Below are 16,377 nucleotides of genomic sequence, written 5' to 3' on the forward strand. Positions count from 1 at the left end.
TGCCCTCTCGCAATAACACAGCCCTGAGACTAAGGCACGGCAACTCGTTGAACTGAAGTTGCTGCTCCCATTTGATTGGTTGGGGCCGAGGTATCAATGGAAATCATTAGCCGAGACATATCAAATATGCCCTGCCAAATTTTAAAATTTCCATTTGTCTCAATGGACTTGACCCACAAAGCTCCAGAATGATCCGATGTTCCCTGTGCCTCAAGATTAGCGAAAGGAGCAAACATAAATCCGTAGAACGAACCGTTGCCTTTTAGTTCTAGGGAATGTTCATAACCACTGGTGTTTCTTGTCCCCTTATCAGCTTTATAGATATAAACCTGAATAGCACTAGGATCTCTCATATCTCCCACATTTCCATTGGCATTGACTTGGGAATCACCCGACTTAACGTAAAAAATAGAGCGGGTAAAACCAGTCGTGGTCGAGCCTTGAGGCAAAAGATTGCCATTGGAACCAGACGTAAAATTTCCATTCACATGAAAAATCAAGGTTTCTTGGCCCGTGCGTCCGAATTTGACATCACCATCGGGTGTCTTCAAACTACCACTACAGTTGTAAACGTAGGTAGCAGCGTCCGTTGAAGGACTCGTCTTGCTGCTGTAAACCGTCCCCGTAGAATCGACATCAGTGGTTCGAGGATATTGAGAGGATAAAGAGGTACAACTGATATCATTTTTATTGGTGGCAGGAGCAGCCGGCCAGACATTATTATTCGGTAAAGGGGGAAAATCCCGTTTAACCTTTGTCCTGACACCAACAGCAGATCCTGTCGTATCATAAATCTCCTTATTTCCATTATTTGCTTTTGGACTGGCAGAAACCCCACTAGCAAGGGTTAGAGGCTGTGCCGGAACAGATTTTAGGTTTTTAGAATCATCAAATGCGGGTGTTGCGGGGACACATTCTGAGGAATCCCAAACATTAGAGTAAGCACTAGCATTGTTATTAAATTTAAAATCTTTTGCCCACAACCCTGGTGGCCCACCACTGGTTGAGTCACCGGAAGAACCTGTCATTACCGGAAAAGTGAGTTCTAGTCTGGTTTTAGCAGTGCGACCCGGAATCTCAGTCGCGTTTGCCCCCGTCCCCGATACATCGACCCGCGCCTCAAGGGTCAGTACACCTGTTTGATTCGCAGCAGAATAGGTATAGGATACTAAGCGATATTGTCCATCAGTAAGATCTTGCCAACCGCTATTACTACTATTAGCCCAAGTAGAGGAGACGGTAGTTGCGGTTTCGGTGCTGTCATTCACTGAACCTGAACTAGAAGACGAACTCGAACAGGTTGAAGATGAGGATGAAGATGAAGATGAGGATGAAGATGAGGTTGAGGTTGTTTTGATACCTTCTATATTTGAGGCTAAAAACCAACTTTGCGCTGAACCCGAATCTTGACAAACATCATTTGTGTCTTTGCTTCCGGCACAATCAGGATAGGTTAATAACAGTCGGTTCCGATTCAAAAAACTCATATACTGGGTTGCCCCTGCTTCAGCAACTGCATTCACACGGGCAGTATTTTTTTGGGCAACAACTTTTGTCAATTGGCCCTGCGCTCCAATCATCATGGGGACTCCGATCGCTAAGATCACAGTTCCCATCATTAATGCCATCGGCAGAGAGAAACCTGCATTGATTGTTTTTGTCCGATGAGATAAATAAAAAAGTAAAGGAAGTTTGAAACGACTATTCATTGTCTTTATATACTTTTGAAAGTGTGCCAAAATTAGCCGTATAAAAACTGATAAGTAGTCGGACAGAATGAACGTTAATGGTAAGGTGAGGCGATAGGGAACAGGTTACAGGTTACAGGTTAAAGTAAAAGGTTTGAAGCTTAGTAATAGTTTTTAATATAGAAACGTTTATTTATATCCGACTACTTACCGTAGCTTTACGCAAACTACGGCAAATAAAATGGATGACACCAGTTTACGGCATTTACTCTTTGGGTGAGATCCGTATTTTTATGGAATTTATCGAAAACGAGAATCATAAGCAGAACTTAATTCTTTTTAAACTTTTTCAAAATCCGAGAAAGTAAAATATCAACTTCCGGTAATTTTAATTGGATTGATAAGCCAAAAAATACCCCAAAAGCCACCAGAGAAGCCAAGGTTAATTGTAATAATTGCAACCCTATATTACTGTTCTCAAATATCTGTTCCCATCCCCAAGAAATCCCCCAACTTGCTCCTCCTGAAATAACAGTAATGCCCATTAAAGCCAACAAAGCTAAACCCCATTCCTTTAAAGGTAAACCCTGAAGCCGTTTATTTAAAATTCCTAAAAAGATCATCATAGAAATAACATTAACCCCAATGGTAGCAAAGACTAAACCAGGGGTAGCAAAGGGTTTATATAAAAGAAAATCTAACAAACCATTGAGAAAAATATTAAAAATACTGATTCGAAATGGGGTTTCTCCATCTCCCAACGCATAAAATACCCGCACCAAAACATCCCTAGCAAGATAGAAAAACATCCCTACTCCATAGGTCATTAATACCGGAATCACAATATCTGCATCAGCCGATTTAAACGCACCCCGTTGATAAATTACCCGAATCATAACCGGAGCTAAAGCGATAAAAATGGCCGTAAAAGGCAACATGGTTAAAGCCGTTAATAAAAGTCCTTGACGAATTCTGACCTTTAATTCTCCCCAATTTTCCGGCGCAGTTAACCGAGAAAAAACAGGCATAAACGGCACTAAAATCATATTAGAAATAATGCCCAAGGGAGTGAGAACAATAAAATTGGCATAGCGCATGGCCGCCGCCGCATTAACAATAAATGAGGCAAAAAATAGGTCAGTATAAACATTAATATGCAACATTCCCGATGAAAGGGTAGCCGGGGCCATGACATTCATCACCTCTCTTACCCCAGGAATACGCCAGTTAAAGCGAAACCGCAAAGTTCCCATTCCGGCTTTGTATTGGGCCCCAATTTGCGCTAACCACTGTAAAACGCCACCGGCCAAGGTTCCCCCCGCCAAAACTAAACCCCCTAAATACCAATTTTGGGGCGCGTTGATATTATCCCCTACCTGCCAAGCTAAGATCCCAACCCCGATCACCACTGCTAAACTAGAGAATAGAGGGCTAATACTGGGTAATAAGTATTGATCGGCTGCGTTGAGAGTTCCAAACCCAATACCAATTAATCCCGCTAACAAAGCTAAAGGTGCCATAATTTGTAATTGTTGAATGGCGATCGCTTTGGCCGCCCCTTCTAACCCTGGTGCTAGGGCTGAAATAAAGGTTCCGGCAAAGAAAATCAGGGCCAGGGTGACAATTAATAAAAAGAGGCTGACAATGGTGGTGACGGTTTCGACTAAGGGGGCCGCTTCTGACTTATCCCGCTTGGCTAAAACGCTAATTAAGGCACTATGAAAGGGGCCATTAATACCGCCTAAGAGAATTAATAAAAAACCAGGGATCACATAAGCATAAGCATAGGCATTGACAACGGGCCCCACCCCAAAGGCAGCAGCGATCGCTTGTTCTCGCACTAATCCAAAAATTTTACTAATTAAGGTGGCAAAGGCCACAATTCCGGCGATACTAGCAAGAGAACGGGTTTTTGGCTTGGCAGACACGGCACTCCTCATCAAAGGTTAGTCATCAATTATCAGGGATTCCTTGACCTTAGACAAGTTTTGGTCTTCAAAACTCTCCCAAAATATTTGATATTTGTCGGGGCGAACGGCTGTTCGTCCCTAGGCTACCCATTTTTTACCATTGGCGGCAAAATCAATAATTAGGTCAAAGATGCGCTCACATTTTTCTTTGAAGATAACACGATCATAACTATTAGGTAAGTTGTCGTCTAGCACTTTTTCTATGGCGGTTTGAACTCCCATTTTTGTACGGCTATCTTTCCACCAGTCTTGCACTAAAACTGGCGGTTTTGCTTCTTTTATTCGTTTAATTAAATCTTTGGCTGCGAGTTTGACTTTTTGGGTTTCTGTTTGGGTGAATTTGTCTTTTTTCAACAGATCAAATAATTCTAATTCGTCTTCTGTTAACCCTTCTCTAATATGACGTTTATCTTCTGTGTCTAAGTCTTGAATAAAGTTTACTAAGTCTTCAAAATAGTTTTCTGTTGCAGAGTTTCCGGCGTTATAACGATCAATAATTGTTTGTAAACGTTCTGTAAAATTTATTCTAGTTTGATTTTGTTGCATCATTTTTTGCAGTTTATCTTCAATAAATGCTCTTATTTCAGCAATTTGAATATGTTTATATTGTATTGCAGGAAAGTCTGCTTTGAGTTGTTCAAAGTCAATTTTACTGAGATCCCATATTTTGCCTTTTTGGATGACTTGATAGGTTGCTTGATGTTCCTGTTGGTTGAATTTTTCACCCTCATCTACTATAACACTTTCATCTAATAATTCTGAGATGCTAAAACTTACATCATCTATGTTTACTTTTTCGACTAAACTATCAATTATTCCTCGTAAATATTGAATAATTGCTATTTTTTGACGTTGTTGAACTTCCTGTTCTAATATTTCGGGTTTACAGGCTTCGTAAAGGGAAGAAACGGTATTATCATAAACATTAAAGGCTTTTCTCCAGTCATCTTTACTGAGGAGAATGTCAGCAAATGTGTTAAATTTACCAATATTTTTAAATGTATTATTATCTTCTGTAATAGACTCTAAATCAATATGGCGATCGCGGCAAAAATTCAAGGTTTCTAAGATAGCATCATTTAATAATCTAAAGAGTTCTGTTTTCTCTTGTACTGGCATTTCTTCTGAGTTATTTTGTCCCTGTCCATACTCTTTGAGGGCTTCTTGCATATTACGAAATACATTATAATAATCTATAATTTCGCCGTTTTTCTTTTCTATTAATTTACCGTTATAACTTTCTATTTGATAGGATGTAACACGGTTTGCACGGGCGATAGTTTGCATCAATGTATGACCTTTCATGGGTTTATCTAGATACAATGTAGAGACGGTTTCGGCATCAAATCCTGTTAACCAAATAGCACAAACAAAGACAATTTGCAAGGGATGTTTTTCATTCTTAAAATTATGTTCTATATCGTGGCCATGTTCATCTATTTGTTCTAATCTTTTAAGATGAGGTTGTATATTTAATCCTTGTTTTTCAAACTTTTCTTTGTCTGTGTTGGGGTCACTAATAACTACTGCCATTTCAACGGTTTTCATATATTCAACCATCTTTTTAAAACGGGCTTTTTCTATTTGGTTGGTGGTAGTATTAATAAGTCCCCGTAGTCGTTTAATTTCTGTTTTCCATTGTTGTTGTACTTTTTCATACATTTTAATAGCAGTAAATTTATCTACACTTATGACCATTGCTTTTCCTAAATAACCGCGACGGGGAAAATGATATACAATATCCCTGGCAATAGTATTTAAGCGATCATCTCGTTTAATTATTTCTAATTCTTTTGCATATTTACGTTCTAATTTTTCTTGTTGTGCTTTATCTATATTTTCATCTTCTAGCAGTTGATAAAATTCATCATTTAGATCTTCATTTTGGATCAACATTTGGGGTACGCGCTTCTCATAAAATAGCGGTACGGTGGCGTTATCTGCCATTGCATCTTGAAAGTTATATTCTGAAACATAGTCACCAAACCATTTATTTGTTTTCCGTTCTTTTCCTAATAAGGGAGTACCTGTAAAAGCGATAAAATGCGCCCCTTTTAAACCTTCTCGCATATTTTCTGCTAAGTCTTTATATTGGGTACGGTGTGCCTCATCTACCATAACAATGATTTCTCTTGTTTCTTTTTCTGGGTCAAAAAGACGAGGATATTTTTTATTTTTATCGTAGCGGAATTTTTGAATTAAAGTAAATATAAATTTTTTATTTTGAGAGAGATATTTTCGCATTTGTTCAGCGTTGTTTGGTTTTACCTCATCTTTTGGTCCAATAGTGCCAGTATAGACAAAGTTTTTATGAATCTGATCATTGAGATCTGTTCTATCTGTAATAATAACAAAGCAAAAGTTACCTGTCAGTTTACGCGAGATTTTTCTTGCATAGAAAACCATAGAAAAGCTTTTACCTGACCCCTGAGTATGCCAAAATACGCCTAATTTTCCGTTGTATTCGTTCCGTTGTAGAAATCGTTCATAGGCATTATTTACTCCTAAAAATTGATGATTTTGGGCGATGATTTTAGTTTCTATGCCGTCTTTATTCCGAAATAATATAAAATTTTCAATATAATCTAAAAGTTGCTCAGGGTTACAAAGTCCCTCTATAACATATTCTAAACTGGTGGCATTATAACTAATTTCTTGATTGTTACTTCTTCTAACTTTTGACGAATTAAAATTGAGGACAGACATTTTGTAGGGGTTTAACACTGTTAAACCCGATGGGTTATTGAACACTATTAAACCCGATGGGTATCTTGTCCCCTCCCCGATTTTGGCCCGTCCGGTATCTTGTCCCCTCCCCTTTGTAAGGGGAGGGTTAGGGAGGGGTTATCAGTGGGTAGCGTAAAGTTTGACCCCCCTTAGTCCCCCCTTTGAAAGGGGGGACTAAGAGAGCGCATATCGAGGATGACAAGAGCGATCGCTTCAACCACAGCATCTAATTCTTGATAAACTTGTTGATTAGTAAACCGCAAAAAACGAGTCCCGAAAGACTCAATAAACGCCTGTCGTTGGGCATCATAAGCTTGAGCTTCTGCCCCTAAATGACTTGGCCCATCAACTTCGATCGCCAGTCGCAACTCTGGCACATAAAAATCTACCACAAACCCACCAATACTGTACTGTCGCCGAAACTTAGCCCCTTCCACCTGTCGCCCTCGTAACCTTGCCCAGAGGAGTTTTTCCGCAGGAGGCATATTATTGCGAAGCGATCGACGTTTATCCTTCTCACAAGATTTATTATAAAGTTCTGTCATCGAAAATTCCTCCGATTTTATCCCATCCGGCATCTTGTCCCCTCCCCGATTTATACCGTCCGGCATCTTGTCCCCTCCCCGATTTATCCCGTCCGGTATCTTGTCCCCTCCCCTTTGTAAGGGGAGGGTTAGGGAGGGGTTATCAGTGGGTAGCGTAGGGTTTAACCCCCCTTAGTCCCCCCTTTGAAAGGGGGGAGAAATTCGAGCATATTCAATATTAATCCTCGGTCAACGCCTTGATATTGACACCGATCACATCTGCTAACGCGATCGCCTCCTCATTTAACGTCTCTAACTGTTGATTCATCGCCAAAAGTTCCTCAATAAACTCCTCCTCAGTCTTGCCATCTTCCTCTATCACCACCCCCACATAACGCCCCGGATTCAGGGAAAAATCCTGTTCTTTGACCTCCTCCGGCGTTGCTAACCTACATAACCCCGTCACATCCTCATATACTGCCTCTGGGAACCTTTCCTGTAACCAGTGAATATGACGATAAAAACCCTCAGAAGCTTTCACTTCCTTGTGCAACTGCTCTAATGCTTCTTTTAGCTGCTTCATTCCCCGTTGTTTATTTCCCGTTGCCTTCTCTTGACGACGGACAATTTTATCAAGTACCTTTAACCCTGCGTGTAAATTGGCAAAAAACGGGTCAAAATACGCCCTTAACGCCCTTTGCTGCTTATTTGCTTCTGCGATCGCCTGAAAATCTAATTGTTCCTGATAAGCTTGATAATGACTGTATAACGCCCCTAAACCTTGCCAATGACTCAATAACTCCTGAACCGCCTGTTTTCCCTCTTGATCGCCCAAAACCTCTAATAATTGTTCGCTGACGGGTTCTACCTGTTCCTTATTCTCCAATAAACAAGCCATTCCTTGAGCAAAATAATCATCAATTAAACGAATAAAAGCCTCTATTTCCCCACGATGTAATTTACTAATAATAGCGATATTTTGAATTTGTTCTTCACTAAATTCTCGATGAGCGCGATCAATTTGTGTGAAGATATTACGAGCATCAATAAAGAGAATTTTATCATCAGATTTAGCTCGATCAAAAAACCACAAAGTAGCAGGTAACGTCACCGTATAAAACATATTTGAAGGTAACGTACGCATTCCATAGATCAGATTATTTTTAATTAGATTTTCTCTAATTTCAGCCTCACTATGACGAGCATCAGAAGCAGAATTAGCCATAACTAAAGCTGCCCGTCCCTTTTCTTTTAAAGACGTGGCAAACAAATTAATCCACAAATAATTAGCATTAGGAACAGTTTCTTTACCCTGATCCTTTTTACTCACTTTTGTCTTATTACGGGGGATACCATAACTATTAAAACGAGGATCATTTTCCACCGTCGCAATGGGTACATCATCCACATTAAAAGGAGGATTTGCCATTACATAGTCAAACTTTTCAAAACTATCAAAAGGATTTTCACTATAACTATTCGCCTGTTTAACTTCCCCCCGTAACCCATTAACAGCGAGGTTCATTTTCGCTAATTTTACAGTATCTAAAGTCTTTTCTTGTCCATAAACATATAATTCATCTTGATAATATTCCTGCCCTAATAGTTGACGACGACGCTGTACAAACTGTTGAGATTGTACGAACATTCCCCCCGAACCACAAGCAGGATCATAAACCGTTCCTTGATGGGGTTCAATAATTTCTACCATCAACTTTACCACTGAAGTCGGAGTAAAAAACTCACCCCCTTTTTGCCCTTCACTTAAAGCAAATTTGCCTAAAAAATACTCATATATTTTACCAAAAACATCTCCAGTAGCATCAAGGGGAATATTCGAGAAATTCTTTAATAATTGAGCAGGAATTGTTCTATCAGTGCGAGTTAAGGGGAAATATTCATCCTTGGGTAATACTCCATCTAACTCTGGTTTATATTCCTCTATAGACTGCATTGCCTCTTTGATTTTTTTGGCTATATCTTCCTTTTCAGGCAAATTTAACAAGTAATTATAACGAGCATTTTCTGGTAGATAAAAACCACATTTTTCTATAGCTATTTGTTCAACCCCCTTCTGTCGTCTTCCCCCTTGGAGTTTCTCATATTCTTCGATAATTTCTGCTTCAGCTTGACAATATTTATTATCAGCAAACTTCAGAAAAATTAACCCTAAAACGGGGGTTGCATACTCACTAGATTTTAAATCCGTATTAGCCCGCAGATTATCCGCAGCAGCCCATAAATCATCTTCAAGCTGTTTTAGTTGTTCTGTGTTCATTCAGTGTTCTTTCTCACCCTAAAAACCGATAAGCGGATAATGGGACTCGAACCCACGACATTCAGCATGGGAAGCTGACGTTCTACCACTGAACTATATCCGCAGTTTATTCATAATCTGACCCAACAAAAATAACTCTAATTGTTCGAGTTTCATCAATAATAGAATACACCAAACGGTACTTTATGTTAATACGTCATATTCTACCAGTTTTCTGTAGATGCTGTGCTAAAAAACAAAGATATTATTTTTATGGTTCATTTTTTGATATAATTAGAAAGGCTGTTTAAGGGAAAAGTTTACGTTACAAACCCTTAATTATCTTTTGGTTTAATTACTCCTCACTATGACGAAAAAATCTCAACAAAGTTCAGCAGTTCAACGTCTTTACAACACCTATCCTTTCCCCCCGGAACCCTTATTAGATGAGCCACCTCCAGGCTATAATTGGCGATGGAATTGGCTGGCGGCTTATAATTTTTGTACAGGGAGAAAACCGGCCACAGAAAAAGTCCGTATTTTAGATGCGGGATGTGGTACAGGAGTTGGCACAGAATACTTGATTTTACTCAATCCTCATGCGGAAATTGTGGGAATTGATCTGAGTGAAAAAGCCCTAGAAATTGCTCAGCAACGTTGTCAACAATCCGGGGTTTCAACTAATCATAAAGCCCCTATTTCTTTTCATCATTTAAACTTAGAAGAAGCTGATCAATTATCCGGGGAATTTGATTTAATTAATTGTGTAGGAGTATTGCATCATTTACCTGATCCCATCGCAGGAATTAAAGCGTTAGCGAAAAAGTTGGCCCCTGGTGGAATTTTTCATATTTTTGTCTATGCAGAATTAGGAAGATGGGAAATTCAATTAATGCAAAAAGCCATTTCTTTGCTACAAGGTGAGCAAAAAGGAGACTACAAAGATGGGGTTTTTGTCGGTCGAGAATTGTTTAAACATTTACCAGAAAATAACCGAATTGTCAAGCGAGAAAAGGAAAGATGGTCATTAGAAAATCATCGAGATGAATCCTTTGCAGATATGTATGTTCACCCTCAAGAAACAGATTACAATATTGATACTTTGTTTGAATTAATTGAGGCATCAGAATTAGAATTTATCGGCTTTTCTAATCCTCAATATTGGGAGTTAGAACGGTTAATTGGCCAGTCAGAAGAATTAATAAAACGGGGAGATAATTTAAGCGATCGCCAACGATATCGTCTAATTGAATTACTCGATCCTGAAAATATTACTCATTACGAATTTTTCTTAGGAAAACCCCCGATTATTAAGAGTGATTGGTCATCAGATAAAAACCTATTATCTGCTATTCCTGAACCCCATCCTTGTATGTTTGGTTGGCCAAGTCAAAGTATTCTGAATTATGATTATCAACCCGTCAGTTTAAGTGATCTTGAATATGGTTTTATCCAAGCTTGTAATGGGGAATTAACGGTTAAGGAAATTTTAGATTCAGTTGCTTTAGAATTAGATGGGGTTCGATCTTTGCAGCAACAACAATTAATTATGTTGAGTCCTTTCAAACAATAATTTAAGTCTTTCTTGTGGAGTCCTTAGCCTGATTATTTTATTAGTTCAAAAATACTAGGCGATCAGGATTAAAAAAAACTTTCCCATCAGTGAAACTAACTAGGACAAATTGGGAATAATAGTCACAAGACCCAGAACCCCTAAAACGGAGGAACGTTACGTGGCGATGAAATCTCAGTCAACACAACCCCTTGGTGCAATCTTAGCCCAAGCCAAATTAGTCACCCCTGCCCAAGTTGAAGCTGCCCTGACAGAACAAACCCAACAGCCTAAACGCCTTCTTGGAGAGATTTTAGCCAATAACGGATGGGTTAAACAACAAACGGCAGACTTTTTTGCTGAGCGATGGAATATTATTGTGCAGCAAGCTCAACAAGGTTCCCCAAAGTCTTTAGGCTATTATCTCAGAGAAGCCGGGTTACTAGATGAGCAGCAACTCAAGGTTATTTTATCAGAACAAGAACAAGGGCGACTCTGGGTAAGAGTTGGCGCGTTAGCGGTACTAAAAGGGTGGCTCAACCAAACAACCGTCGATTTTCTGCTCGAACATCTTTATCCCGAAAAAGCAGGGGACTCACCCTTTCTCAAAGCAAAACAGTAGCCACTTTTTGTTAAAAATGTTACAATGAGATCAAACAAGGATAAATCGTTCATCTGTCGTTGACAGACGGAAGTAGGGAAAACACCCCCGAAGGAACGCGCCTCATTCAATCCACTACGATTTGGAAGGAGGCGTTATGCGCTTAAATCATATATCTGGTAATCATCCTAACGAGTTGGCTTCAATTCGATCCCAATCTCGTTTTTTAATCTCTCAAAACCGCTGTAAACAGCAAAACCGACAGCAGTCTATGTTGCAACGAGCAGCATCAGAAGTTGGTCTTACTGTTGATTCTTTTAAAGCATAAGGAGGGATTAGTCATGACACATAAACAACAACATTTAACCGACGCGGATCAAGTTCATCGCTCTAACATTCTCAAAAGTTTGGAGCATCGTCTTGAAATCGCAAGAGCAAAAGGTAATGAGAGTCTGATTCGGCAATTAGAAGCTGAAAAGACCTACTACTATCGCTAGACGGACAATTTGCTGAAAATTGAAAAAGGGTGACAGAATATTGGTTCTGTTGCTCTTTTTTAGCGACGCTTTTCTATCTTAAGTAATTGTTGGGCAACAGTTACCGAGTTTCCCCTAGGAATTTTGAATTTTTATGAATCCCTGACATTTTTCCCCTAAAAGTGTAACAATAGATACAGAATATAAAATTATTTCCCTCAAGATTCCTGTTGCTTGCCTGGGAGTCAAGGGAGACGCAATCGGAGGCAGTCCTACTATGAAACTCTCTTTTCGAGGTATTCCCTATAATCATCAACCCGTTATGATCGAACCCAGTGACGGAGAAGTTGAGGGAACCTATCGTGGTGTTCACTGGAAAAAGCACTGCTATGAGAAATCACGTCGTCATCATGTCATTAAAGACATGATTTATCGAGGAATTCATTATATGCAAGGTTAATTTATCATTTTAATTCACCTTCTTTTTTTAAACATTTATTTAGGAAAAATTGACATGAAACACGAACCTTCTCATTATCCCTTAGTGGATGACAACCAGTTGAATGCGCTGGATCTAGATCATGAAACCACTAGGCAAAGACATCAGGGACAAGCCTGGAAATATAACTATCCTAGACATATTAGACAAGATCCAGCTAACCTATATCGACAATATGGAAGCATTAAGAACCATACTTCTTCTATTCCTATCCTGGAAAATCAACCTATTCCTAGACAAAAAGCTCCTGTTTGTTCCGTTTTTGTGGCCAGTTCCTCAGAAGTTTCCCTGAATGAAGTTACTAAAATTCATTTAGGCAATATTTATCGTAATCTCGAAAATAGATTGAGAATTGCTAAAGTCAAAGGAGATGAATTTTTAATTAGTTTATTAGAAAAAGAATCTCAAGATTTGAGTCAAATGTGTGTCGATTATTCCTAATCAAAAATATCAATATTTCAAGCTTTAAGTGACTTTTCTCCCCAAGTCACTTTTTTTAGCCTCTCTCATCAAACTCAACCCTTAGTGTAATGAAAAATCTCTAAAGCTTAAACTTTGTTACAATTTATCTTGATTGACCTTGATTAATTTTCACTTTTCCCCAAACAAATGAACATTTGTCCACAGTTTACCCTGAGTTTTCCACAAGGTTTTAAATATTTTCAACAGACTCTCACAGAAATTCAGCATTAGTCCCAATTTGTGGGGAAAAGTGTTAAATTAGTGGCTGTTGAAAAAAACCCCAAAACTTTTTCTAAATACTGTGTTAGCATACTTAAGTCTAATGTAATTCATGACTAATAAGCAGTCCCTATTTACCATAATTTCACCTAAATAAAATTGTTTCTCTTTCTCTAAATGTTAATTTTACCTAAATAAGAAATGGAAACTCCTATCGCCCTTGAAATAGAAATTCCTGAAGAGACATATCTCTTGCTCAAAACCTTCCTTGAAAGTCATTCGCCTTTAGATTTTAATGAAGTAATGACTTTAGCTGTTTCCCACTTTTTAACTGAGCAAAAAATTCAGTCTACTCTTCCTAACTCTTTGTCCACTCATCATCCAAAAATTCCTAGACTCAAGACAGTTTAAAGCCATGAAAGCCAAAGATTTAATTCCCCTTCCCTGGAAAACAAGAGAACGATTAAAAGCCTTTTCTCAAGTGTTTCCTGATGTACCTCCCTTAGAAACACCAACAACAGGTGAAAAACTGTCTCAGGTTATTGCCTGTCTCAAGCCAATTGCTAAGTCAGAAAGTGCGGCTTTTTCTTTATTAAGAGAATTAGATTCTTATCGGTGTTACGGTGAGTAAATATCAACTTAAAAAACAGTCTGTTTTTAGTTTTATTAACCTATTAATTGCTGGTATTATTATCACTATCGTTTTTATTATTGCCTTTTCTAACCTCTTAGAAAATCCAGAAAGTCGTCAAATTCGCCAAGGGGCTGAAAAAAATTTGCGGCTATTTGCGAGGGGCAATAGTTTAAATGCAATTAACTGCGATGGTTTAAATAATAATCAAGATGGTTGGATTAACTGTCGAGCAACAGATAGGAAAGGACAGGCTGTTTCTATTGAATGTCCTAATAGTTCAACTGAACAAGACTGTCGTTATATAAATCAATAATGGAAACAACAGCCGATTATACTTGTGCATTTTGTGGAGAAATTAACACAACATTTATTGATATTAGTGCGGGTAATTCTCAATCCTATATTGAAGATTGTCAAGTCTGTTGTCGTCCTAATATTCTCTATTTAGAGGTTGATGAAAACACCTTAGAAGTAACAATCAATAGTGATTATCAAGAGTAGGGACAATTCATGAATTATCCCTACATCAACTATTTAGTTAAATTTTGGTGACCATATTGAGCCAATAATTGAGCAATTTCAGGGTTATAAATCCGTAAATAATTCCAATAGTTACCAAAGACAGATTCTACATAACCTCTGGTTTCTTTGAAAGGAATTTTCTCCACAAAAGCATCAGGATCACTTACCTTATACTGTCTCATCCACTTAGCAACATTGCCAGGGCCAGCATTATAACTTGCAACTGCTAACAAGGAATTATTCTGATATTCTTCATGGGTATAATTTAAGTACCAAGTGCCTAAATTAACATTGTCATTGGGATTTTTTAAAGAATATTTTTTCAAATTAATCTTATTAGCCACCCATTCCCCAGTTGCTGGCATCACCTGCATTAAACCCGTTGCCCCGACAGGAGATTTAATTTCGGGTTCAAACCGAGATTCTTGACGCATTAAAGACGTAACTAAAAGGGGATTTAATTTACGATCTTGTGACCACTTCATAATCGTTTGATAAAAAGGAAAGGGGAATAAGGCGTGCCAATATTCAGAAGTTTGTCTCAGTTGTTGCCATTCTTTTTCTTGTTCAGGTTCATCTTTATGTTTAAGGTTCCAAACCTGATTAATACCTTGAAGATTTTTTCCTTGAACTAACTTTAATAAAGCATCCGTAAAGCTTTCATTAACCGTAAGTTCTTGGCGATCGCCCATTTCTGCCTTAAATAAAGTAATGGCATCTTGATCTTCCCCTAGACGGTACAACTCCTGAAACATTTCCGAACCAGCAGGAGGAATGGAACGAACGTTCGGTTTATTGACCGTCGGCAAAACTTGACGCACATCATTAAAATTCCCCACATCCCAGCCTAATTGCACAGCAGACCGCCAAGCATAGTAGGATTGGGGATGAGAAGCCACCACGTGTTCAAAAGCAGATTTAGCATCCTGGCCCCGTCCCAACTGTTGGGCCCATTTTCCTACCCAAAAGGCCGCTTTGGGGGCCACGGAACTATCAGGGCTATTGGTTGAAATGGGTTGGGCCCAAGTCCAAGCTTTTACTAAGTCCCCTTTTGCTGCTGCCCGTTGTGCCACTTGCCAACGATAGTCAGCCGTCGCCTCAGCATTGGGATATTTAGATAATAGATCTTGACGAACTTTGGCCGCTTCAGCTTTGCGGTTGAGTTTATCCAGTAACTCAGCCTTATTTACAAGGGCTTCTGGGGCTTGTTCCGGGAATTTTTGGATGATTTGGTTTAGATAACTAATAGCGGTTTCTGAGGGGGACAATTTCGCCAGTCGTTGCAAGGCCATGGCCGCCTCTGGAGAATTAGGAAACCCAAACATCACTTGTCGATAAGCAGCAATAACCGCCTCTTTATTATTGCCTTTCGGCTGTAATTGTTGTCCCCTGGCAATGCGATAGAAATTTTGAGGGGTTTTCGGGGCTTTTTGATAAGCTTGGGCGGCTTTATTATATTCATTAGTTGCCCAATAACCATCAGCGATAAATTGCCAATTTTCGGCAGTCAGTTGGCTAGAATAATCTTTAATCAGGCGATCGCGGATAGTATTGGTTTCTATCTCATTAGGGACATATTGAGCCAATAACAACAATAATTTAGGTTGTTTGGGGTTCTCTTTGAGACGTTGACGAATTATTTCTTGAATTTTGGGATGTTGAGGAAATTTTTCAATCCCTTGATCCCAGTATAGGGGGTCAAATTTTCCTAACTTATATAAAGCTTCAGCAGATGCTAAGGAGTCAGCATAGGTTTCTACTAGCTGTTTCCAAGTTTCTTGGGCCTTTTCAGGTTCATTGGTTAATTCGTAGCCTCGACCCCGTTTGAGGAGAATATAGGGTACTAGGGTCGGATATTCATCTTCTAGCCCTTCTAGCTGTCGTAACGCAGGGCCTCCTTCATATTTGGCCAAGAGATCGTTAGCTAATAAATAGCGGGCCCGACTTCGTTCTAACGAAAGGGTTTCTGATGCTGCAATTTCCTGAAGTTTTTGATCCCGTTGTTCGGGGGGAAGTTCCGCTAAGGTTAAGACAACAGAAGGTTTACTGGGATCTTCCTTTAGGGCCGCTTCTATCTTAACTTGTTGTTGTTGCTCCATAAATTCTACGACTTTGGGAGTCAGTAGGATCATGCTGCTCACACTGAATAACAGAACACCTGAAGCAATGAAAAGGGGGCGTTTATCTTTGAGTGGCTTTAACATTCCATTCCCACAAACAACGTTTAAGGATCTATTATTAACCTT

15 protein-coding genes, 1 tRNA gene and 1 riboswitch are annotated in these 16,377 nt (G+C 39.0%); of the genes, 9 read left to right on the forward strand and 7 right to left on the reverse strand.

Annotated elements, in window-relative coordinates; all coding sequences use genetic code 11:
• Nucleotides 1-29: 29 nt before the first annotated feature.
• The 6 genes from VB715_RS02160 to VB715_RS02185 all read right to left on the reverse strand — a co-directional run bounded on the left by VB715_RS02160 (nt 30) and on the right by VB715_RS02185 (nt 9,290).
• Complete coding sequence (locus tag VB715_RS02160; protein ID WP_323299548.1) at nt 30-1,709, reverse strand: hypothetical protein; 1,680 nt, start codon at nt 1,707-1,709, stop codon at nt 30-32.
• A gap of 308 nt (nt 1,710-2,017) precedes the next feature.
• On the reverse strand, nt 2,018-3,628 hold the full coding sequence (gene murJ / locus VB715_RS02165) for a murein biosynthesis integral membrane protein MurJ (protein ID WP_323299549.1): 1,611 nt from the start codon (nt 3,626-3,628) through the stop codon (nt 2,018-2,020).
• Nucleotides 3,629-3,736: 108 nt separating this feature from the next.
• Nucleotides 3,737-6,382 carry an HsdR family type I site-specific deoxyribonuclease gene (locus tag VB715_RS02170; RefSeq protein ID WP_323299550.1) on the reverse strand — a complete coding sequence of 882 codons (2,646 nt, stop codon included), beginning with the start codon at nt 6,380-6,382 and terminating at the stop codon, nt 3,737-3,739.
• A gap of 152 nt (nt 6,383-6,534) precedes the next feature.
• Nucleotides 6,535-6,930, reverse strand: a complete 396-nt coding sequence (locus VB715_RS02175; RefSeq protein ID WP_323299551.1) for an endonuclease domain-containing protein — start codon at nt 6,928-6,930, stop codon at nt 6,535-6,537.
• Nucleotides 6,931-7,147: 217 nt separating this feature from the next.
• The gene (locus VB715_RS02180) at nt 7,148-9,187 is read right to left on the reverse strand and encodes a class I SAM-dependent DNA methyltransferase (protein WP_323299552.1); all 2,040 of its coding nucleotides are present in this window, start codon (nt 9,185-9,187) and stop codon (nt 7,148-7,150) included.
• A gap of 31 nt (nt 9,188-9,218) precedes the next feature.
• Nucleotides 9,219-9,290 (reverse strand) — tRNA-Gly (locus VB715_RS02185).
• 243 nt (nt 9,291-9,533) lie between these two features.
• Between VB715_RS02185 and VB715_RS02190 the strand changes: the two genes are divergently transcribed.
• The 9 genes from VB715_RS02190 (at nt 9,534) to VB715_RS02230 (ending at nt 14,110) form a co-directional block, all read left to right on the forward strand.
• Nucleotides 9,534-10,739: a class I SAM-dependent methyltransferase gene (locus tag VB715_RS02190; protein ID WP_323299553.1), complete on the forward strand. Its 1,206-nt coding sequence runs from the start codon at nt 9,534-9,536 to the stop codon at nt 10,737-10,739.
• Between the two features lie 166 nt (nt 10,740-10,905).
• Nucleotides 10,906-11,340, forward strand: coding sequence for a hypothetical protein (locus VB715_RS02195; RefSeq protein WP_323299733.1), 435 nt, complete (start codon nt 10,906-10,908; stop codon nt 11,338-11,340).
• A gap of 44 nt (nt 11,341-11,384) precedes the next feature.
• A riboswitch (Glutamine riboswitch) is annotated at nt 11,385-11,442 on the forward strand.
• 218 nt (nt 11,443-11,660) lie between these two features.
• The gene (locus VB715_RS02200; protein ID WP_323299554.1) at nt 11,661-11,816 is read left to right on the forward strand and encodes a hypothetical protein; all 156 of its coding nucleotides are present in this window, start codon (nt 11,661-11,663) and stop codon (nt 11,814-11,816) included.
• A 256-nt stretch (nt 11,817-12,072) separates the two neighbouring features.
• Nucleotides 12,073-12,255: a DUF4278 domain-containing protein gene (locus tag VB715_RS02205; protein ID WP_323299555.1), complete on the forward strand. Its 183-nt coding sequence runs from the start codon at nt 12,073-12,075 to the stop codon at nt 12,253-12,255.
• A gap of 54 nt (nt 12,256-12,309) precedes the next feature.
• A complete protein-coding gene (locus tag VB715_RS02210; protein WP_323299556.1) occupies nt 12,310-12,735 on the forward strand; it encodes a hypothetical protein in 426 nt (141 codons plus the stop codon).
• Between the two features lie 441 nt (nt 12,736-13,176).
• Nucleotides 13,177-13,386 (forward strand): DUF2811 domain-containing protein, encoded by a 210-nt coding sequence (locus VB715_RS02215; RefSeq protein ID WP_323299557.1) that lies wholly within the window; start codon nt 13,177-13,179, stop codon nt 13,384-13,386.
• A gap of 4 nt (nt 13,387-13,390) precedes the next feature.
• Complete coding sequence (locus VB715_RS02220) at nt 13,391-13,606, forward strand: hypothetical protein (RefSeq protein WP_323299558.1); 216 nt, start codon at nt 13,391-13,393, stop codon at nt 13,604-13,606.
• On the forward strand, nt 13,599-13,922 hold the full coding sequence (locus VB715_RS02225; RefSeq protein ID WP_323299559.1) for a hypothetical protein: 324 nt from the start codon (nt 13,599-13,601) through the stop codon (nt 13,920-13,922). The genes VB715_RS02220 and VB715_RS02225 overlap by 8 nt, the downstream gene beginning before the upstream one ends.
• The gene (locus tag VB715_RS02230; protein WP_323299560.1) at nt 13,922-14,110 is read left to right on the forward strand and encodes a CPXCG motif-containing cysteine-rich protein; all 189 of its coding nucleotides are present in this window, start codon (nt 13,922-13,924) and stop codon (nt 14,108-14,110) included. Before VB715_RS02225 ends, VB715_RS02230 begins: the two co-directional genes overlap by 1 nt.
• Before the next feature lie 29 nt (nt 14,111-14,139).
• On the opposite strand, the gene VB715_RS02235 is transcribed toward VB715_RS02230, so the two are convergent.
• Nucleotides 14,140-16,335: a transglycosylase SLT domain-containing protein gene (locus VB715_RS02235; protein WP_323299561.1), complete on the reverse strand. Its 2,196-nt coding sequence runs from the start codon at nt 16,333-16,335 to the stop codon at nt 14,140-14,142.
• Nucleotides 16,336-16,377 lie beyond the last annotated feature (42 nt).

The organism is Crocosphaera sp. UHCC 0190, assembly GCF_034932065.1.
Taxonomy (GTDB): domain Bacteria; phylum Cyanobacteriota; class Cyanobacteriia; order Cyanobacteriales; family Microcystaceae; genus UHCC-0190.